The following is a 20,308-nucleotide window of genomic DNA, read 5'->3' as shown; positions in this document are numbered from 1 at the left end:
AACACAGTTTCTTCCCGGTTGCAATTTGTCCCGTTATCCGCTATGATAAAGAGGAACATGCAGAGGAAAGAAGGAATTTGCATGAAAGGAAAAACGCTTCGCAGGCTTCTTGTAGTGCTTCTGGCACTGGTGTTTCTGGGCAGCGCCGGGATGCTGGTGTATACGCAGTTCCAGTACCGGGAGGGCGATTCCGCCTATGCAGAGGCGGAGGAGCTGGTGGAGCTGCCGGACCTGACAGAGCTTCAGAAGGAACCGGAGGCGGAACCGGCGCCGGAAGAACCGGCGGAAGCTCAGCCGGAAGAGCCTGACCAGCAGGAGGAGCCGCAGCAGGAACCGGTCTATGTGGACCCCTATGCGGACGCACTGCGGAACATGGACTTTGCGGCTCTGCAGGAGGTCAACAGCGATGTGCTGGGTTGGATCCTGATCCCGTACACCAGGATCTCCTATCCTCTGGTGCAGGGAAGTGACAATGCGTACTATCTGAACCATACCTGGAAAAAGACCTCCAGCTCGGTTGGCTCCATTTTCCTGGAGTGTCAGAACAGCAGCAGCCTCGGCGATTTTAATACCATTGTCTACGGGCACCGGATGCGGAACGGCAGTATGTTCGCGTCTCTGAAATATTACGACCAGCAGTCCTATTGGGTGGAGCATCCCCGGGTCTACATTATGAATAAAGCGGGGATGTATACCTACGAGATCTTTTCAGCCTACGAGGCGGGCGTGACGGAGGATACCTACCGCCTGGGCTTTGGGGGAGACACACAGAAGCAGGCCTTTTTGGACTTCTGCGTGGAAAAGTCGGTCATCAGTACCGGGATCGTCCCTACGGTGGAGGACCGCATTCTGACCCTTTCCACCTGTACCGGACGGGGCCATGAGACCCGCTGGGTGGTCCAGGCAGTGCTGGTGGAGGAACCCGACTGACTGCGTGAAAAAAACGGCGTATCGCATGTGCGATACGCCGTCTTTTGTTTATTTGAGGACATCCAGCAAGGACAGGTCAAAGCCTTGATAATCCCGTTCCCGCATCAGAGCCAGGACTTCCTCCAGCGTGGGGAGAGAAGGCATGGCGCCCATCCGGGAGACAGTAATGGCGGCCGTGTGGCTGGCGAAGGCCAAAGCCTGTTCCTGCGTTAGGCCCACAGACAGGCCAACGGACAGTGCGCCCACGAAGGAGTCTCCGGCGGCGGTGGGGTCCGCCACATGGGGCATCCGGACGCAGGGAATATACCGGATGCTGTCGGCACCCACCACGGCGGAGCCGCTGCCGCCCAGGGTGATGATGACGTTCTCCACGCCCTTGCTCCAGAGGGCGGCGGCGATCTTCTGGAGATCGTCCTTTTTCAGGCCCTGCTCGTCGGTGCCCAGGGGGAGGTGGGTCTCCATGGAGGCCTCCTGCTCGTTGGGGGTCAGATAGGTCACCAGGCTCAGCAGCTCGTCGTCCAGCTCCGTGGCGGGAGCGGGATTCAGCATGACCGGCACACCGGCCTCCTTGGCCCAGCGGGCTACTGCCCGGTTGACCTCCAGAGGGACTTCCAGCTGCAGCAGCACCATATCGTATGTACCAATCTCCTCCTTTACCCAAGCCACCTCGTCCACGGTCAGGGTCCGGTTGGCGCCGGGGATCACCACGATACGGTTCTGGGCAGTGTGCTCCGTGACCTCCAGGGTCACATGGCCTACGCCGGAGGTCACGCCCTTGTGCACGACCACCCGGCTGATATCCACGCCTGCGGCCCGGGGCGTTTCCAGCAGCATCTCGCCGAAGAGATCGTCGCCCACACAGCCCATCATGGTAACGTCCGCGCCCAGACGGGCACACTGCAGGGCCTGATTGGCGCCCTTGCCGCCGGGGGCCATGTGGAATTCCTTGCCATAGACCGTCTGGCCGGAAGGAGGGACACGCTCCGTGGTGGCGATCACATCCATCACAAAGCTGCCGACTACAAAAATGCGGGGTTTTCTTTGCATGATCTTGTAAGCTCCTGTTATATGTGTAAACGTTTTCCTCCATTATAAGACTTTCTATCGGAAATACAAGCCTTTTTGGGAAAGTTAAAAGATAAACGATTAAATCGAGAGAAGAAGTGGGAATCATGGCAGGATTTGATACATGCGGAAAAAGGCGCTGACATAAAAAACATCTGTCCGCAGCAGGGAGAGACAGTGGCCTCCGCCTTAAGACGGAGGCCGCTGTCTGAGTCCTGTTATTTCTCAAGTCCCGCCCATGTCACCAGCCATTGGCCGTTTTCATATGCCAGTTCAATGGTCAGATAGTCACAGGAGTCCTCCAACTGCCGACTTTGAACGGAAATGATTGCCTGGGCAGGGTTTTCGTCGCTGTCGGTGGTGTAGTCGATGGCGGAAATGCTGCGGCCTTTCTCCAGATGGACGTCAATGACGGCGTCCTCTGCCAGCAGGTCCGCCACGCCGGACAGGTCATCGGAAAAAAGGGCGGGGATCAGGCGGTCGCCCGCAGCCCGCAGTTCCGCCAGCCAGGTGGGAGCAATCTCTTTGGAGGATACCACCTCAAAGGTGGCGATCATGTCGGAGAAGCGGGCGCCGTGGCCCTCGGCGGCCTCCAGGAAATAGCGGGAGACCAAAATGAACACGCCGCCCTGCCGGTCGTCCACCAGATAGACATCTGCCTGCTCCGCGTCCCAGGTGGTTCCATTGCTGGCAGTGACCAGCAGACGGTTCTCTGCGGAGGTCTCCCGGGGCTCCGAGACGGCGGTATAGGTCTCCGCCAGGGTCTCTGCTGCCAGCAGGGCGGCGTCTGGCAGAGTGATATCCGCCTGGTGGGAGATCTCCAGGCTGCAGGTGGGCAGGTTCCCCATGTTCACCAGGGGCTCAACAGTGTAAACGCCGTCCTTTGTGACCTGCCGGTAGCTCTCCCCGTCTACATAGAGGATGAAGCCGGAGTGCTCCGATGCAGTGTCAGCGCACAGCTGGTGGAGATAGAAGGTCCCTACCTCGCCGCCGGAGAGCCGCAGCGTCTGGAGGGGCGTATCCAATACGTCGGAGGTGCCTGGGGCTTCCGAGGATACCTCGCTGTCAGGAGGAGACGCGGGGGTGTCAGCCGGGGAACGCAGATAGAGATAGCCGTTCAACGCCAGCGTCAAACATGCCGCCGCGGCCAGCCCCACGGGGAGGTATCTCCGCTTTTTGCGGGAGTGTTCACTGCGCTCCAGAAGAGATTCATCCGCTTCCCCGATGGCGCGGAACAGTCGTTCTTCGGTTGTCATAGCAATCCCTCCGCTTCCAAACAGCGCCTGAGTTTTTGGCGGGTCCGGAACAGGCTGGCCTTCACGGCGCCCTCGCTCATGCCGTACCGGACGGCGATCTCCGCCAGCGGCTCCGCGTACCAGTACCGCCGCAAAAACACGTTACAGGTCCGCTCCGGCAGCTGGTGGAGAAAATCGTTGATCGCCCGGGCCAGCTCCGCATCCTCCGCCGTCTTTACCGGGTCGGAAGCGGCGGGCACGCAGTCTGCCAGTTCCTCCAGCACCAGCGGCAGCTCTCCACTACCCCGCTTTTCCGCCCGGAGAGCGTCCAGGTGGTTGCAGGCCGCCCGGCGGGTGATTTTGCCCAGAAATGCCGTCAGACAGGCGGGACGGTGGACAGGCATGGCGTTCCAGGCGCCGACCCAGGTGTCGTTGACACATTCCTCGGCGTCTTGATAGCTGCCCAGAATGCGGTATGCGATGGCATGGCAGTAGCCGCCGTATTTGGCACTGGATTCCGAGATGGCGTTGGAGCTGCGCTGCCAGTAGAGGTTCACGATCTGCTGATCTTCCAAGTCACTTCACTCCTTCCGTGAAAGAGGCTTTCACCTATCTGGTCAGGAAAACGCAGGGAAGGTTACGGGGATTCATAGAAAAAATTTGGAGCGGCCAGGGGCCGCTCCAAATCAGCAGGTTTCTTAGCTTCGGTTGCCGGAATTGGTGGTATCCTTCAGCGGTACGTCGTGTGCGCCGCCGCACCCCATGTGTCGGGGACACATGGGGACCCCGCATGGGACTCAAATGGCCGGGCCGAGCCCGTCCATTTCAAGGTTTTGCCGGAGGCAAAACACTTGGACGCGTTGACGCGCGATGTGGAAGGCGGCAGACAGGCGTATGGCTGAAAATCAGCCCCGGTTGCCGGAATTGGTGGTATCCTTCAACAGCACATCGTGTGCGCCGCCTTCCACGATGGAGACGGAGGACACCAGGGTCAGCTTGGCCTTCTCCCGCAGCTCGGGGATGGTCAGCGCGCCGCAGTTGCACATGGTGGAGCGGACCTTGGCCAGGGTGGTGGCCATGCCGTCGGACAGGGAACCGGCGTAGGGCACGTAGGAGTCCACGCCTTCCTCAAAGCTCAGCTTCGCCGCACCGCCCAGGTCATAGCGCTGCCAGTTGCGGGCACGGGCGCTGCCCTCGCCCCAGTATTCCTTCATATAGCTGCCGCCGATCAGGACCTTGGCGGAGGGGGATTCGTCGAACCGGGAGAAGTAGCGGCCCAGCATGCAGAAGTCGGCGCCCATGGCAAGGGCCAGAGTGATGTGGTAGTCCTGCACGATGCCGCCGTCGGCGCAGATAGGCACATACACACCGGTCTCCTCAAAATACTTGTCGCGCTCGGCGGCCACGTCGATGACGGAGGTGGCCTGACCGCGGCCAATGCCCTTGGTCTCGCGGGTGATGCAGATGGAGCCGCCGCCGATGCCGATCTTCACGAAGTCCGCGCCGGCGTCCGCCAGGAAACGGAAGCCCTCGCCGTCCACCACGTTGCCGGCGCCCACCTTCACGGTGTCGCCGTAGTGCTCCCGGATCCACTCCAGGCAGCGCTTCTGCCACACGGAGTAGCCCTCGGAGGAGTCCATGACCAGCACGTCCACGCCGGCTTCCACCAGGGCGGGGACACGCTCGGCATAGTCACGGGTGTTGATACCGGCGCCCACCACATAGCGCTTCTGGCTGTCCAGCAGCTCCAGGGGGTTGCCCTTGTGGGAATCATAGTCCTTGCGGAACACGAAGGAGACCAGATGGCCGTCCTTGGAGACGATGGGCAGGGCGTTCAGCTTGTGGTCCCAGATGATGTCGTTGGCGGTTTTCAGACTGGTGCCCTCGGGAGCGGAGATGATCTTTTCCACGGGGGTCATGAACTCGGCCACGGGCGTGGCGGGGTCCATGCGGCTGACCCGGTAGTCACGGCTGGTCACCAGGCCCAGCAGCTTGCCGGTGCCGGTGCCGTCCTCGGTGACGGCCATGGTGGAGTGGCCGGTGCGCTCTTTCAGAGCCAGAACGTCCGCCAGGGTGTCGGTGATCCGCAGATTGGAGTCGCTGAACACGAAGCCGGCCTTGTAGTTCTTGACCTTGCGGACCATCTCGGCCTGCTGGTCAATGGGCTGGGAGACATAGATGAAGGCGATGCCGCCCTCTTTCGCCAGAGCAATGCCCATCTTCTCGCCGGAGACGGACTGCATGACGGCGGAGACCATGGGGACGTTCATGGTCAGGGGGCACTCCTCGCCCTTCTTGAACTTGACCACCGGGGTCTTGAGAGAGACGTTGGCGGGGATGCAGTTTTCATCAGAGTAGCCGGGTACCAGCAGGTACTCGCTGAAGGTATGGGAAGGTTCCGTAAAATAGTAAGCCATGTGGCCACCTCGCTTCAAAGATTTGTATTATCTTACCACAAATGAGAAAAAACGCAACTTAAATGTTGAAATAATCCCTGGCGGAATCGAACAGATGCAGGTCGTAGTTGCCGGGGACGTTGCGGTACAGGGCGGGGCCGATGCGCTCGGAGTGGCCCATCTTGCCCAGCACCCGGCCGTCGGGAGAGGTGATGCCTTCGATAGCCCACACGGAGCCGTTGGGGTTGAAGTCCACATCCATGGTGGGCACGCCTGCCAGGTCTACGTACTGGGTGGCGATCTGTCCGTTCTCCGCCAGCTTCGCCAGCAGCTCCTGGTCGCACAGGAAGCGGCCCTCGCCGTGGGAGATGGGTACGCTGATCACGTCGCCCACGTTCACCCGGGACAGCCAGGGAGAGCGGTTGGAGGCGATGCGGGTGCGGACGATCTTGGACTGGTGGCGGCCGATGACATTGTAGCTCAGAGTGGGGCAGGTCTCATCGGTGTCGATGATCTCGCCGTAGGGCACCAGACCCAGCTTGATCAGGGCCTGGAAGCCGTTGCAGATGCCCAGCATCAGGCCGTCCCGGTTTTTCAGCAGCTCCATGGTGGCGTCCTTGACGGCGGGGCTGCGGAAGAATGCGGTAATGAACTTGCCGGAGCCGTCGGGTTCGTCGCCGCCGGAGAAGCCGCCGGGAACGAAGATGATCTGGCTCTCCTTGGCCGCCTTGGCAAAGCGGGCAGCGGAGTCAGCGACGCCCTGGGCGGACTGGTTGTTCAGCACCAGGATCTCCGGCTCCAGACCGGCGTGAGCCACGGCCCGGGCACTGTCGTATTCGCAGTTGGTGCCGGGGAACACGGGGATCAGTACCTTGGGCTTGGCAATGCCCACCTTGGGGGCGGCGCGATTGAAGGCAGGGGCCTCCATCACGGGCACGGGGCTGTTGTCCGCAGAAGTACGGTTGGGATAGATATCTTCCAGCACGCCCTCGTTCAGGGCCAGCAGCTCGTTAATGGGGGCGCTGTCAGGGCCGATGGAGACTAGGGGCTCCGCCGTGGTGACGCCCAGACGGGCGGCGTATTCGGCGGAGAACTCCTCCGTCAGCTCCGCCACGATGGCGCCGGGCATGGCGTTGGAGTACCAGATGTCCCCAGTAGCGTCGGCGGTGAAGCCCACGCCGTTGCCGAAGGACATGTTCATGACGGCCTCCGCCAGACTGTTTTCCACAGCCCAGGCGGCCCGGACCTTACCGGCTTCGGAGAGGGCGTGGAAGCCCTCCCAGGCGGCCTGCTGGCCGTCGGCGGTGCCGTCGCACAGGAACACGTACACGGGATGGCCCGCTTCCTTGAACTCGCCGGACAGGACCTTGCCCGCCTTGGAGGGAGCGATGGCGAAGGAGATCAGGGTGGGGGGCACGTCCATATCCAGGAAGGAGCCGGACATGGAGTCCTTGCCGCCGATGGCGGCGATGTTCAAATCCAGCTGAGCGTCCAGAGCGCCCAGCAGAGCGGAGAAGGGCTTGCCCCAGCGCGCAGGCTCCTCCCGGAGCTTTTCAAAATACTCCTGGAAAGTCAGGTAAGCGGTGTGATAATCGCAGCCGGCAGCCACCAGCTTGGCAACAGAGGTGATGACGGAATGGTAGGCGCCGGTATAGGGGTCCACGGTCATTTCCTCGGGATCGAAGCCCCAGGCCATGACGGAGCAGTCCTCCGTATCCTGACCCGGCAGCACCGGCAGCAGGGCGGCCATGGCCTGGGCGGGGGTCCGCTGCGTCTTGCCGCCGAAGGGCATCAGCACACTGCCTGCGCCGATGGTGGCGTCGAACCGCTCGCCCAGGCCCCGGCGGGAGGCGGACTTCAGGCTGGCGGCGATGTCCCGCAGGCTCTTGGCTTCATTGCGGCCCAGATCCGCCCGGTCTTTGGCTTCCACCCGGACCGTGGTATGCTTGGCGGCGCCGTTGGTATCCAGGAAGGCGCGGCTCAGGTCCACGATGGTAGCGCCGTTCCACTTCATGACCATGCGGGGGCTCTTGGTGACCACGGCCACCTGATAGGCCTCCAGATTCTCTGCCTCGGCGGCGGCGATGAAAGCGGCGGCGTTTTCGGGAGCCACCACCACGGCCATCCGCTCCTGGGATTCGGAGATGGCAAGCTCGGTGCCGTCCAGACCCTCGTACTTCTTCCGCACGGCGTCCAGGCTGATCTCCAGGCCATCGGCCAGCTCGCCGATGGCGACAGAGACGCCGCCTGCGCCGAAGTCGTTGCAGCGCTTGATCAGGCGGGTGACCTTGCCGTCCCGGAACAGCCGCTGGATCTTCCGCTCCTCAGGGGCGTTGCCCTTCTGGACCTCGGAGGCCATGGTGGTCAGGGACTTGCGGTTGTGGCTCTTGGAGGAGCCGGTGGCGCCGCCGATGCCGTCACGGCCGGTACGGCCGCCCAGCAGGATCACCACATCGCCGGGGGCGGGACGCTCCCGGACCACGTTTTCGGAGGGCGCGGCGCCGACGACAGCACCGACTTCCAAGTGCTTGGCAACGTAGCCGGGGTGATAGACCTCGGACACCTGGCCGGTGGCAAGGCCGATCTGATTGCCGTAGGAGGAGTAACCGGCGGCTGCCGTCTGGGCCAGCTTCCGCTGGGGCAGCTTGCCGGGAATGGTCTCAGAAACAGGGGTGCGGGGATCGCCGCAGCCGGTGAGCCGCATGGCCTGATAGACGTAGGCACGGCCGGACAGGGGGTCCCGGATGCAGCCGCCGATGCAGGTGGCGGCACCGCCGAAGGGCTCGATCTCCGTGGGGTGATTGTGGGTCTCGTTCTTGAACATCAGCAGCCAGTCCTGCTCCTCACCGTCCACCGTGGCGGTGATGTGGATGGAGCAGGCGTTGATTTCCTCGCTCTGGTCGATGTTTGCGAGCAGCCCCCGCTTTTTCAGGGTCTTGGCGCCGATGGTGGCCATGTCCATCAGGGTCTGGGGCCGGACAGCGGCCTTCTCCTCACCGTAGACCTCCACCCGGGCGGCCAGATACCGCTCATAGGCGGCGCGGGTGGCATCGTCCAGAATCTCAACCTTGTCGATGTGGGTGGAGAAGGTGGTGTGGCGGCAATGGTCGGACCAGTAGGTGTCCACCACCCGGACCTCGGTGATGGTGGGGTCTCGGTGCTCGTCATCCCGGAAATAGCCCTGCAGGAACTTCAGGTCGTCCAGGTCCATGGCAAGGCCCAGCTTGTCCAGCAGGGCGCTCAGCGCGGCCTCGTCCATGGAAGTAAAGCCGGTGATGGTCTCCACGGAGGTGGGGACCTCGTATTCCATCTGGAGGGTCTCCACAGTCTCCAGACCAGCCTCCCGGGCCTCCACGGGGTTGATGACATAGTGCTTGATCTTGTCCACGTCGGCAGGGGTCAGCTCGCCGGAGAGCAGATAGACCCTGGCGGTGCGGACAGCGGGGCGGTCCCCCTGGGTCATGAGCTGGATGCACTGGCTGGCGGAGTCGGCCCGCTGGTCAAACTGACCGGGCAGGTACTCTACGGCGAAGGCGGTATAGTCCCCGGTGGGCAGAGCGGCGGTGGCGTGGTCCACCTGGGGCTCGGAAAAGACGGTTTGGACCGCCCGCTGGAAGGTGGCCTCGTCCAGGCCCTCCACGTCGTAGCGGTTGATGAGGCGCAGGCCCGACAGGGCGGAAATGCCCAGCAGAGACCGGAGCTCGTTCATCAGCCCCGCGGCCTCCTGCCGCAGGGTCGGCTTTTTCTCTACATAAACGCGACGTACCATTTACAGTTCCTCCATTGCCGCCAGAGCACGGCGGCCGATGTCGTGACGCATGTACTTACCTTCAAATTCTACCGTTTCGGCGGCAGTATAGGCGTCCGCCAGGGCCTCCTTCAAGGTGGGGCCGGCAGCGGTGACACCCAGTACCCGGCCGCCGCTGGTGACCAGGCGGCCCTCACCGTCCAGCTTGTCGCCGGCGTGGTAGATGGTGACGTTGGCGGGAGTGGTTTTGGGCAAAGTCATGACCTTGCCTTTTTCGTAGTGGCTGGGATAGCCCCCGGAGGCCAGGATGACGCAGGCGGCGGCGCCGTCAGACCATTCCACGTTCAGGTCGGCCAGAGTTTCGTTTTCCACAGCCTGCATGACGGTCAGCAGGTCGGTTTTCAGCAGGGGCAGCACCACCTGGGTCTCGGGGTCGCCGAAGCGGCAGTTGTACTCAATGACCTTGGGGCCCTTGGGGGTGATCATCAGGCCGAAGTACAGGCAACCCTTGAAGGGACAGCCCTCGGCCCGCATGGCCGCCAGGGTGGGCAGGAAGATGGTCTCCATGCACACGTCGGCCACGGCTTTGGTATAGCAGGGGTTGGGGGCGATGGTGCCCATGCCGCCGGTGTTGAGGCCGGTGTCGCCGTCCCCGGCCCGCTTGTGGTCCATGGAGGACACCATGGGCCGGATGGCAGTGCCGTCAGTGAAAGCCAGCACGCTGACTTCCGGACCGGTGAGGAACTCCTCAATGACGATCTCATTGCCAGAGTCGCCGAAAGCCTTGTCCTCCATGATGGTCTTGACGGCATCCTCCGCTTCGGCGAGGCTCTGGGGGATCAGCACGCCCTTGCCCAGGGCCAGGCCGTCGGCCTTGATGACGATGGGGAAGGAGGCGCCCTTCAGGTATTCCAGCGCCTTGGCGGGGTCGTCAAAGACCTCGTAGTTGGCGGTGGGGATACCGTACTTTTTCATCAGGTTTTTGGAGAACACCTTGCTGGCCTCAATGCGGGCGGCCTTGGCATCCGGGCCAAAGCAGGGGATGCCCGCCTCGTGGAGCCGGTCCACACAGCCCAGGGCCAGAGGATCGTCCGGGGCCACCACGGCAAAGTCGATGGCGTGGGACTTGGCGAAATCCACGATGGCGGGGATGTCCTTGGCACCGATCTCGGGGACGCACACGGCGTCCTGGGCGATGCCGCCGTTGCCGGGCAGGGCGTAGATGGTCTCCACGCTGGGATTTTCTTTCAGCTTTTTGATAATGGCGTGCTCGCGGCCACCGCCGCCGACGACCAGAAGATTCATGGAAGCCCTCCTAAAAATTTGCCGGAGGCAAATGAATTTAAATCATTTTTGTCAGGACACCCTCCAGAGGGGTTTCTCTTGCCCCTGCAGGGCAATTCACCTTCTGTGCCTGACAAAAATACTTTGACTCAGCCGCCTTGGGCGGCGTTCACCAGTGACCGACGTCACTGGTGGGGGGAATCTACTGCGCAGCCGTTAGCAGCTATGCTGCTTTACGGATGCGGCGTCCCCCTTGTGGGGAAAGGGGGGACGAAGTCCCCTCTTTAATGATGAAATAGCCGCATGCCGGTGAAGCACATGGTGATGCCGTACTTGTTGGCGGTGGCGATCACATGGTCGTCCCGGATGGAACCACCGGGCTCGGCGATGTACTGCACGCCGGACTTCCGGGCACGCTCCACGTTGTCACCGAAGGGGAAGAAAGCGTCGGAGCCAACAGTCACGCCGGACTGGGTAGCGATCCAGGCCTTCTTTTCCTCAGCGGTCAGGACTTCGGGCTTGACCTTGAAGGTGTTCTGCCACACGCCGTCGGCCAGAATGTCCTCGTACTCGTCGGAGGTGTAGATGTCAATGGCGTTGTCCCGGTCGGGGCGGCGGATGTTGTCCACGAACTGCAGGCCCAGTACCTTGGGATGCTGCCGCAGATACCAGTTGTCCGCCTTCTGGCCCGCCAGGCGGGTGCAGTGGATACGGCTCTGCTGGCCGGCGCCAACGCCGATGGCCTGACCGTCCTTCACATAGCAGACGGAGTTGGACTGGGTGTATTTCAGAGTGATGAGGGAGACGATCATGTCGATCTTGGCGGCTTCGGGGAGATCATGATTCTCAGTCACAATGTTGCCCAGCAGTTCCTCGTCAATCTTAAAGTTGTTGCGGCCCTGCTGGAAGGTGATGCCGAACACGTCCTTGTACTCCTGGGGAGCGGGGATGTAATCGGGGTCGATCTGAACAACGTTGTAGCCGCCCTTCTTCTTGGCCCGCAGGATCTTCAGGGCCTCGTCGGTGTAGCCGGGGGCGATGACGCCGTCGGACACCTCGGCTTTCAGGTAGTTGGCGGTGGCGGCGTCGCACACATCGGACAGGGCCGCCCAGTCGCCGTAGGAGCACAGCCGGTCGGCGCCACGGGCCCGAATGTAGGCGCAGGCAATGGGGGACAGTTCCGCATCCTCGTCTACAAAGTAAATTTTCTTGTCCACGTCGCTGAGGGGCAGACCCACGGCGGCGCCGGCGGGGGAGACGTGCTTGAAGGAAGCGGCGGAGGGCAGGCCGGTGGCGGCCTTCAGCTCCCGCACCAGCTGCCAGGAGTTGAAGGCGTCCAGGAAGTTGATGTAGCCGGGCTTGCCGTTCAGGACCGTGATGGGTAGGTCAGAGCCGTCCTTCATGAAGATGCGGGAGGGCTTCTGGTTGGGGTTGCAGCCGTATTTCAGTTCCAGTTCGTTCATGGAAACGCACCTCAATTCTCAGTAATTTGTTTGCACAGCATCTCTGCTGCCTGGGGGAGCAGGACCCATTCCGCCTGCTCCATCACCCGGCGCTGGAGGACTTCCGCTGTATCATCGGGAAGGATCTCCACGGCCTTCTGCAGAAGGATGCGGCCGCCGTCGGGAATCTCGTTTACCAGATGGACTGTGGCGCCGGTGACCTTCACGCCCTTAGCAAGAGCTGCTTCGTGGACCTTCAGCCCGTACATCCCCTTGCCGCAGAAGGAGGGGATCAGAGAGGGATGGACGTTGAGGATACGGTCGGGCCACTGCTTCACAAAATCAGCGGACAGAATGGACAGGAACCCGGCCAGGATGATGACATCCACCCGGTATTCCGTCAGCTTTTCGTTCAAAGCGGCCTCGAAGGCCTCCTGGGTCATTTGCTTCTTAGGGACGGCGACGCCGGGCACACCATGGTTGGCTGCCCGGGTCAGCGCATACGCGGTCTCGTTGCTGGCACAGACCAGGACGATCTCCCCGTGGGGGATTTTTCCGGCTTCCTGTGCCTTCAGTAACGCCTCCAGATTGGTGCCGCCGCCGGAGACAAACACGGCGATGCGGGCTTTTTTCAGCATAGCGTCACCCGCTCCTCGCCGGAGACGACCTCGCCGATCACATAGGCGCCGCAGTCCAGGGCGGCGATAGCGGCATCAGCAGTCTCCTTGGAGACGATCACAGTCATGCCCACGCCCATGTTGTAGGTGTTGAACATGTCGTGCTCGGAGATGCTGCCCTGCTTCTGCAGCAGGTGGAAGATGGCGGGCGTCTGAACGGCGGCCTTGTCGATTTTGGCGGTCAGGCCGTCGGGCAGGCAGCGGGGGATGTTTTCGAAGAAGCCGCCGCCGGTGATGTGGCTGATGCCCTTCACGTCCGCGGCTTCAATGCAGCGGAGGACGGGCTTGACGTAGATGACAGTGGGTTCCAGCAGGGCCTCGCCCAGGGTGCGGCCCAGCTCAGCGGAGTACAGGTTCAGATCGGCGTGCTCCACGTCAAAGACCTTGCGGACCAGGGAGTAGCCGTTGGAGTGGATGCCGCTGGAGGGCAGGGCCAGGATCACGTCGCCGGGGGCCATGCGGCTGCTGTCGATGACCTTGGGCTTGTCCACGATACCCACGGAGAAGCCGGCCAGGTCATAATCGTCGGCGGCCATCATGCCGGGATGCTCGGCGGTCTCGCCGCCGATGAGGGCGCAGCCGGACTGGACGCAGCCCTCGGCCACGCCGGAGACAATGGTAGCCACCTTCTCAGGCTCATTCTTGCCGATGGCAATGTAGTCCAGGAAGAACAGGGGCTTTGCGCCGCAGCAGATGATGTCGTTGACGCACATGGCCACGCAGTCGATGCCGATGGTGTCGTGCTTGTCCAGCAGCTGGGCCAGACGCAGCTTGGTGCCCACGCCGTCGGTGCCGGACACCAGAACGGGCTCGGCCATACCGGCCATATTGGGCGCGAACAGTCCGCCGAAGCCTCCGATATCGGAGACCACGCCGGGGATGTGGGTGCGCTTGACGTGGGCGCTCATGAGCTTTACGCCCTCATAACCGGCCTCAATGTTGACGCCGGCTTCCCGGTAGCTGTCAGAAAAACTACGCATGTCACGCTTTCCTTTCACTGATCTTACATTCAAAGCGGTCCTTGCCGCTGTCTTGTGGAATGGGAGTTGGATATCCGCCGCCGAAGCAGGCGGTGCAGAAGCCACCATGGGTGTTGTCCGCCAGCTTCACCACATCGTCCAGGCTGAGATAGCCCAGGGAGTCCACGCCGATGATCTCGGCGATCTCCTCCACAGTGTGGTGGTTGGCGATGAGCTTGTTCTTGTCGTCGATGTCGGTGCCGTAATAGCACTCGGATACGAAGGGCGGGGCGCTGACCCGCATGTGGATCTCCTTGGCACCCGCCTTGCGCAGCAGGTCGATGGTGCGGCGGCAGGTGGTGCCCCGGACGATGGAGTCATCGATCAGGACGACCCGCTTGCCCTCCACCATAGACCGGATGGGGTTCAGCTTGATGTTGACCTCGTTCTCCCGCATGTCCTGGGTGGGAGAGATGAAGGTACGGCCGATGTACTTGTTCTTGATAAAGCCCATGCCGTAGGGAATGCCGGACTGTTTGGCATAGCCCATGGCGGCGTCCAGACCGGAGTCCGGCACGCCGATGACGATGTCCGCCTGGACGGGGTGCTCCAGGGCCAGAAAGGCGCCTGCCCGTTGCCGGGCGATGTGGACGCTGCTGCCGTCGATGACGGAGTCAGGACGGGCGAAGTAGATGAATTCAAAGACGCACAGCTTCTTGGGTGCCTTGCCGCAGTGGGAGGTGTCGGACTTGATGCCGTCCCTGTCCACCACCACGATTTCGCCGGGGAGAATGTCCCGCTCGAACCGGGCGCCAATGGCGTCCAGCCCGCAGGACTCGGAGGCGAACACCACGCTGCCGTCCTTCAGACGCCCCATGCACAGAGGCCGGAAGCCGTTGGGGTCCCGGACAGCGATGAGCTTGGTGGGGGAGGAGATCACCAGAGAGTAGGCGCCAACGATCCGGTCCATAGCGGCGGAGACAGCGGCCTCGATGGAGGGGGCCTTCAGCCGCTCCTGGACGATGATGTAGGCGATGACCTCGGAATCCGTGGTGGTGTGGAAAATGGAGCCCTTGCTTTCCAGCTCGGAGCGCAGCTCCTGGGAGTTGGTCAAGTTGCCGTTGTGGGCCAGGGCCATGCGGCCCTTGTAGTGATTCACTAAAATGGGCTGGACGTTCCGCTTGTTGTCGCTGCCGGTGGTGCCGTAGCGCACATGGCCCACGGCGATGTTGCCGGTGCCCAGGGATTTGAGCCGCTCCTGGGGGAATACCTCGCTGACCAGGCCCACGTCCCGCCAGGAGGTGAAGAGACCGTCATCGTTCACCACGATACCGGCGCTCTCCTGGCCCCGGTGCTGTAAGGCGTACAGGGCGTAATAGGCCAGGGATGCCACATCAGCGGTAGTTTGGGAAAACACGCCGAAGACGCCGCATTCCTCATGGATGTGGCGTTCGGTGATACCGGCCGGAAGCATCTCTCCGTTGAGATGCTCCGCCGGGGTGGTATATTCAGTTCGCATCGTGGTCCAGGAGACGCTTCATGATCTCGGCATAGGCGTCCTCCACGCCGCCCATGTCCCGGCGGAAGCGGTCCTTGTCCAGCTTTTCGTGGGTCTTGCTGTCCCACAGGCGGCAGGTGTCGGGGCTGATCTCGTCGGCCAGGACAATGGTGCCGTCAGCAGTCTTGCCGAACTCCAGCTTGAAATCCACCAGGGTGACGCCGCACTCACTCCAGAAGGCCTTCAGGGCGTCGTTGACGGTGAAGGAATACTTCTTGATGAGGTCGATCTCCTCCCGGGTAGCCAGCTTCAGGGCGATAGCATGATACTCGTTCAGCAGGGGATCGTGAAGATCGTCGTTCTTATAGGAGAACTCAATGGTGGGCTGCTCGAACACGATGCCCTCCTCCACGCCGTAGCGGGAGGCAAAGTGACCAGCGGAGATGTTGCGGATAATGACCTCCAGGGGTACGATGGAGACCTTCTTCACCAGGGTCTCCCGCTCAGAGAGTTCCTTGACAAAGTGGGTGGGGATACCGGCCTTCTCCATTTTTGCCATCAGGCGGTTGGTCATCTGGTTGTTGATGACGCCCTTGCCCACGATGGTGCCCTTTTTCAGACCGTCCAGAGCGGTGGCGTCGTCCTTGTAGTCCACAATGACCAGTTCAGGGTCGTCGGTAGCATAGACCTTCTTGGCCTTGCCTTCGTAAATCTGCTCTAACTTTTTCATGAAATCGCCTTCTTAATAAAATATGAAATTTTGAGGGAATAGGATTATTCCTTTCCGGTCCAGCAGTAGGTACAAATCTTATCGCGGTCGATGCCGATGGCCTCCAGCAGGCCGTCCAGGGACTGATAGCCCAGGGAGTCGAAGCCCATCTCCTCACAGATGGAGCGCAGCAGGCATTTGCCCCGCTCGGTGGAGGCGTCGGCATACTCCTCCAGATGCTGCTGGCCTTCGTCGCCCTCCAGGTCCTGGATCTTCCGGCGGGCCAGCAGGTCCATATCGGAATTGCCACGGGAGAAGTTCAGGTATTTGCAGCTGTACATGATGGGCGGGCAGGCGGAGCGCATGTGGACCTCCTCGGCGCCGCTCTCATACAGGAATTCCACAGTCTCCCGCAGTTGGGTGCCACGGACGATGGAGTCGTCCACGAACAGCAGCTTCTTGCCTTCGATCAGCTCGGGCACGGGGATCTGCTTCATCTTGGCCACCTGGTTGCGGACTTCCTGATTGGCAGGCATGAAGGACCGGGGCCAGGTGGGGGTGTACTTCACGAAGGGGCGGGCAAAGGGCTTGCCGCTGCGGTTGGCGAAGCCAATGGCATGGGGCAGGCCGGAGTCCGGTACGCCGGCCACGTAGTCCACCTTGGGCAGATGGCCCTGAGCGACCTCATCCCGGGCCATGATCTCGCCGTTGCGGTAGCGCATGACCTCCACGTTGACGCCCTCGTAGTTGGAGTTGGGATAGCCGTAATAGGTCCACAGGAAGGCACAGATCTTCATGTCCTTCCCGGCAGGGGACAGCGTCTCATATCCATCCGCCGTAATGCGGACGATCTCCCGGGGTCCCAGCTCGTAGGCATCCTGATAGCCCAGCTTGTGATAGGCGAAGGACTCGAAGGAGACGCAGCAGCCATCGTCGTTCTTGCCGATCAGCACCGGCAGACGGCCCAGCCGGTCCCTGGCAGCGATGATGCTGTCCGGGGTCAGCAGCAGAATGGTGACGGAGCCGTCGATGACCTCCTGGGCGTGGCGGATACCCTCCACCAGGGAGTCTTTCTGGTTGATGAGGGCGGCGGTCAACTCAGAAGCATTGACCTTGCCGCTGCTCATGGCCATGAACTGATGGCCGTGATCGGAGAAGTAGGTCTCCACCAGCTGCTCGGCGTTGTTGATGATGCCCACGGTGGAGATGGCGTACAGCCCCAGATGGGACCGGACCAGCAGAGGCTGGGGGTCTGTATCGGAAATGCAGCCGATACCGCTGCAGCCATGAAAATCGTGCAGATCCGCTTCGAACTTTGTGCGGAAGGGGGTATTCTCGATGTTGTGGATCTGGCGCTGGAAGCCGTTGGCCTTGTCATAGATGGCCATACCGCCCCGGCGGGTGCCCAGGTGGGAGTGATAGTCCACACCGAAGAAAATATCAAGCACGCAATCCCTCTTGGAGATTGCTCCAAAGAACCCGCCCATTACGCAAAGAACAGCTCGGAGAGGGTCATGGGATCGATGTACTGACCATCCTTATACACACGCATGTTGCCGGAAGCGATCTCGTCGATCAGCATGACATTGCCGTCGGCGTCGTAGCCGTACTCAAACTTGATGTCGTACAGCACCAGGCCTTTTTCCTTCAGGTCATCGGCCACGATCTGGGTGATCTTCTGGGTCATTTCCTTCATGTCGTCATACTGCTTCTCAGTCATGACGCCCAGCACCACCAGACCGTCCTTGGTGACCAGGGGATCGCCCAGTTCGTCGTTCTTGAAGGTGGTCTCCACATAGGCGGGCAGATCAGCGCCCTCCTCCACATAGTCCTTGTAGCGGCGCAGGAAGCTGCCCACGGCCTTGTGGCGGCAGATGACCTCCAGACCCTTGCCGAAGACCTTTGCGGGCAGGACTTCCATGGTGGTGTCATCCAGGTTGGCGCTGACATAGTGGGTGCGGATGCCGGCTGCGTTGATCTTCTCGAAGAAGTAGATGGACATGCGCAGGTTCACATCACCCACGCCGTCGATGGTCAGGCCCACGGAGTTCTCACCGGGATCGAACACGCCGTCCTTGCCGGTGCAGTCGTCCTTGAACTTCAGCAGGTAATTGCCGTTGTCCAGGGCATAGACGTTTTTGGTCTTGCCAGTATACACGAGATTCATGATAAGCTACCTCCGAAATAATTTGTTGGAATTATGGGGGGATTGTAAAACGGGATTACAGGGTAGTCAGTTCTGCCTGGAGCTTTGCTTCCTTGTCGGCGATCTGCTTCGCCATGTCCGCGCGGGCGGCATCCAGTCTGGCGGCCAAAGCGTCGTCGCTGACGGCCAGGATCTGGGCGGCCAGCACGGCGGCGTTCTTGGCGCCGTTAATGGCAACTGTCGCCACGGGGATGCCGCCGGGCATCTGGACGGTGGCCAGCAGAGCGTCCAGCCCGTCCATGGCGCCGCCCTTCATGGGAATGCCGATGACGGGGAGGGTGGAGTTACCGGCAAAGGCACCGGCCAGATGGGCTGCCATGCCGGCGGCGCAGATCAGTACGCCGAAGCCGTTGGCACGGGCGTTTTTCGCAAAGTCCGCCGCTTCCGCAGGCGTGCGGTGGGCGCTGAGAATGTGGGCCTCATAGGGAATGCCGAAGGCGGCCAGCTGCTGGCAGGCGCCCTTGACCACGGGCCAGTCAGAATCACTGCCCATGATAACGGCAACTTTTTTCATGGTGACGCTCCTTTTTATGTGAATTTTTGTACGATCAGAGCTTTTTCCGCAGGACCGTGTGGCGGAAGAAGCCATCCGCGAAATATTCGCTGGAACAGAACACGGGATTGCCGTCGATGTCGAAGTCCACCTCATCCATGTGCAGGATGGGGGAACCCACCGGCACCTGCAGGATCTCGGCCAGGGCGGCGTCGGCCACCACGGGCTTCAGATCCGTCAGATCCAGATAGGGATACACGCCGCAGAACTGCTGCAGGAAATGGAAGATGGGCAGCTTCAGGTCCTTGATGGTGTAATCGTCCTTGGCCAGGGCCTTGTTCAGCACATCCTCGCAGTAGATAGCGGGCTTTCCGTCGGCGGTGCAGAGCCGGGACACCCGGAGAATGGGGGCACCTTCCTCCATGTGCAGCTTGGCAGCGATGGCGGCGTCGGCAATGCCCTCGGACACCTGGACGGAGGCCACCGCCGGGGTGAAGCCGCTCTGGCGGATCATATCCAGAAACTCCACCTCAATGTCCATGCGGGTATGGGCGTTCAGGACGTGGCGGTTGATGATGGTGCCCACGCCGTGGCGGCGGGTGATAAAGCCCTCCCGCTCCAGGGAGGCCAGGATATCCCGCAGCTGCGTGCGGCTGATGCCCAGTTTTTCGGCCAGAACACTTTCCCGGGGAAGACGCTCGCAGGCGGCGTATTCGCCCTCCTTCATGGCGGTCAACAGCTGGGCGCGGATAGTTTTGGACTGGGTCGGCTGACTGCTCATACCGGTCACCTCATGCTTGCGTTAAAAGTAGTACCATTAAAGGTCGTACCTATTGTATAAGATTTATTCTGCCGCCGCAATTGACAAATCTGACAGTTTGTGACGACCTTTTTCCGTATGCCTTTGTAGGAGCGGAAAAAGGGAAATTTCCAGCGGTTCTTTGTGTAATTTTACGGTGGACGAATGTCCGCACAATGCTATAATGAGTTCATGCCAAAACGGCAAGAACACCATGGATAGATTGGAAGACCTTATGAAGAACATCATATTGATCGGTATGCCCGGCACGGGAAAGAGCGTGGTGGGCCGGGCCCTGGCGGAGCGGCTGGGCTGCACCTTTGTGGACGCGGACGACCTGATCGTGGAGGCCGCCGGAAAGACTCTGCCGGAGATTTTGCGGACGGAGGGCCTGGACGCCTTTTTGAAGATCGAGGAAGAGGTGGGTGCCTCCATCTCCTGCGGCAGCACGGTCATCGCCACCGGCGGCAGCATGGTTTTGTCAGAGCGGGCCATGGCGAATCTGCGGAAGGACGGCGTGGTGGTGTGGCTGGAGACCCCGCTCTCCCAGATCAGTGACCGGATGCCGGAGGACCTGGTGGACCGGGGCATCGCGGCGCCCTCGGGCATGACCATCCGGGAGATCTACAGGGAGCGGGAGCCGCTGTATGCCAGATACGCGGATCTGATCGTGGCCAGCCGCGACGGTGAGGACGACACGGCCCAACAGGTGGAGGCCATCATGCGCACCGTGGGTATTCAATTATAGAAGACAGCGCAGGAAAAGTACCTGCGCTGTCTTTTTACAAATATCACGATTTTTCATGGGATGGACCCGGAAAATCGGGAGGGATTTTACATTGTCATATTGTACCAACTTCCTTTATA

17 protein-coding genes are annotated in these 20,308 nt (G+C 61.4%); 2 read left to right on the top strand and 15 right to left on the bottom strand.

Annotated features, from left to right (window positions below):
* Positions 1-81: 81 nt before the first annotated feature.
* Positions 82-930 (top strand): class B sortase, encoded by an 849-nt coding sequence (gene srtB / locus JQM66_RS09045; RefSeq protein ID WP_235229549.1) that lies wholly within the window; start codon positions 82-84, stop codon positions 928-930.
* Between the two features lie 48 nt (positions 931-978).
* On the opposite strand, the gene rbsK is transcribed toward srtB, so the two are convergent.
* The 15 genes from rbsK to JQM66_RS08970 all read right to left on the bottom strand — a co-directional run bounded on the left by rbsK (position 979) and on the right by JQM66_RS08970 (position 19,423).
* Positions 979-1,977 (bottom strand): ribokinase, encoded by a 999-nt coding sequence (rbsK, locus tag JQM66_RS09040; protein ID WP_235229548.1) that lies wholly within the window; start codon positions 1,975-1,977, stop codon positions 979-981.
* 236 nt (positions 1,978-2,213) lie between these two features.
* The gene (locus JQM66_RS09035; protein WP_235229547.1) at positions 2,214-3,251 is read right to left on the bottom strand and encodes a hypothetical protein; all 1,038 of its coding nucleotides are present in this window, start codon (positions 3,249-3,251) and stop codon (positions 2,214-2,216) included.
* Entirely contained in the window at positions 3,248-3,805 is a 558-nt protein-coding gene (locus tag JQM66_RS09030; RefSeq protein ID WP_235229546.1) for an RNA polymerase sigma factor, read from the bottom strand. Before JQM66_RS09030 ends, JQM66_RS09035 begins: the two co-directional genes overlap by 4 nt.
* Before the next feature lie 330 nt (positions 3,806-4,135).
* Positions 4,136-5,647, bottom strand: a complete 1,512-nt coding sequence (locus JQM66_RS09025) for an IMP dehydrogenase (protein ID WP_235229545.1) — start codon at positions 5,645-5,647, stop codon at positions 4,136-4,138.
* A gap of 58 nt (positions 5,648-5,705) precedes the next feature.
* Positions 5,706-9,395: a phosphoribosylformylglycinamidine synthase gene (locus JQM66_RS09020; protein ID WP_235229544.1), complete on the bottom strand. Its 3,690-nt coding sequence runs from the start codon at positions 9,393-9,395 to the stop codon at positions 5,706-5,708.
* Positions 9,396-10,679: a phosphoribosylamine--glycine ligase gene (purD, locus tag JQM66_RS09015; RefSeq protein WP_235229543.1), complete on the bottom strand. Its 1,284-nt coding sequence runs from the start codon at positions 10,677-10,679 to the stop codon at positions 9,396-9,398.
* A gap of 263 nt (positions 10,680-10,942) precedes the next feature.
* Positions 10,943-12,121: a phosphoribosylaminoimidazolecarboxamide formyltransferase gene (locus tag JQM66_RS09010; RefSeq protein ID WP_235229542.1), complete on the bottom strand. Its 1,179-nt coding sequence runs from the start codon at positions 12,119-12,121 to the stop codon at positions 10,943-10,945.
* An 11-nt stretch (positions 12,122-12,132) separates the two neighbouring features.
* The gene (gene purN / locus JQM66_RS09005; protein ID WP_235229541.1) at positions 12,133-12,738 is read right to left on the bottom strand and encodes a phosphoribosylglycinamide formyltransferase; all 606 of its coding nucleotides are present in this window, start codon (positions 12,736-12,738) and stop codon (positions 12,133-12,135) included.
* The gene (gene purM, locus JQM66_RS09000) at positions 12,732-13,757 is read right to left on the bottom strand and encodes a phosphoribosylformylglycinamidine cyclo-ligase (protein ID WP_235229540.1); all 1,026 of its coding nucleotides are present in this window, start codon (positions 13,755-13,757) and stop codon (positions 12,732-12,734) included. Before purM ends, purN begins: the two co-directional genes overlap by 7 nt.
* Before the next feature lies 1 nt (position 13,758).
* A complete protein-coding gene (purF, locus tag JQM66_RS08995; protein ID WP_235229564.1) occupies positions 13,759-15,210 on the bottom strand; it encodes an amidophosphoribosyltransferase in 1,452 nt (483 codons plus the stop codon).
* Between the two features lie 34 nt (positions 15,211-15,244).
* Positions 15,245-15,964: a phosphoribosylaminoimidazolesuccinocarboxamide synthase gene (purC, locus tag JQM66_RS08990; protein WP_235229539.1), complete on the bottom strand. Its 720-nt coding sequence runs from the start codon at positions 15,962-15,964 to the stop codon at positions 15,245-15,247.
* Positions 15,965-16,008: 44 nt separating this feature from the next.
* Complete coding sequence (locus JQM66_RS08985; protein ID WP_235229538.1) at positions 16,009-17,430, bottom strand: amidophosphoribosyltransferase; 1,422 nt, start codon at positions 17,428-17,430, stop codon at positions 16,009-16,011.
* Entirely contained in the window at positions 17,430-18,110 is a 681-nt protein-coding gene (locus tag JQM66_RS08980) for a phosphoribosylaminoimidazolesuccinocarboxamide synthase (protein ID WP_235229537.1), read from the bottom strand. Before JQM66_RS08980 ends, JQM66_RS08985 begins: the two co-directional genes overlap by 1 nt.
* Before the next feature lie 55 nt (positions 18,111-18,165).
* On the bottom strand, positions 18,166-18,663 hold the full coding sequence (gene purE / locus JQM66_RS08975) for a 5-(carboxyamino)imidazole ribonucleotide mutase (RefSeq protein WP_235229536.1): 498 nt from the start codon (positions 18,661-18,663) through the stop codon (positions 18,166-18,168).
* Between the two features lie 34 nt (positions 18,664-18,697).
* A complete protein-coding gene (locus tag JQM66_RS08970; RefSeq protein ID WP_235229535.1) occupies positions 18,698-19,423 on the bottom strand; it encodes a GntR family transcriptional regulator in 726 nt (241 codons plus the stop codon).
* Positions 19,424-19,676: 253 nt separating this feature from the next.
* Here JQM66_RS08970 and JQM66_RS08965 point away from each other — a divergent pair, with 253 nt between their 5' ends.
* Positions 19,677-20,189, top strand: a complete 513-nt coding sequence (locus tag JQM66_RS08965; RefSeq protein WP_235229534.1) for a shikimate kinase — start codon at positions 19,677-19,679, stop codon at positions 20,187-20,189.
* The last annotated feature ends 119 nt before the right edge of the window (positions 20,190-20,308 follow it).

The organism is Oscillibacter valericigenes, from assembly GCF_021531915.1.
Classification (GTDB): domain Bacteria; phylum Bacillota; class Clostridia; order Oscillospirales; family Oscillospiraceae; genus Oscillibacter; species Oscillibacter valericigenes_A.
Note: the sequence above shows the minus strand (reverse complement) of the source record. Positions and strands in the feature narration are given on the sequence as shown.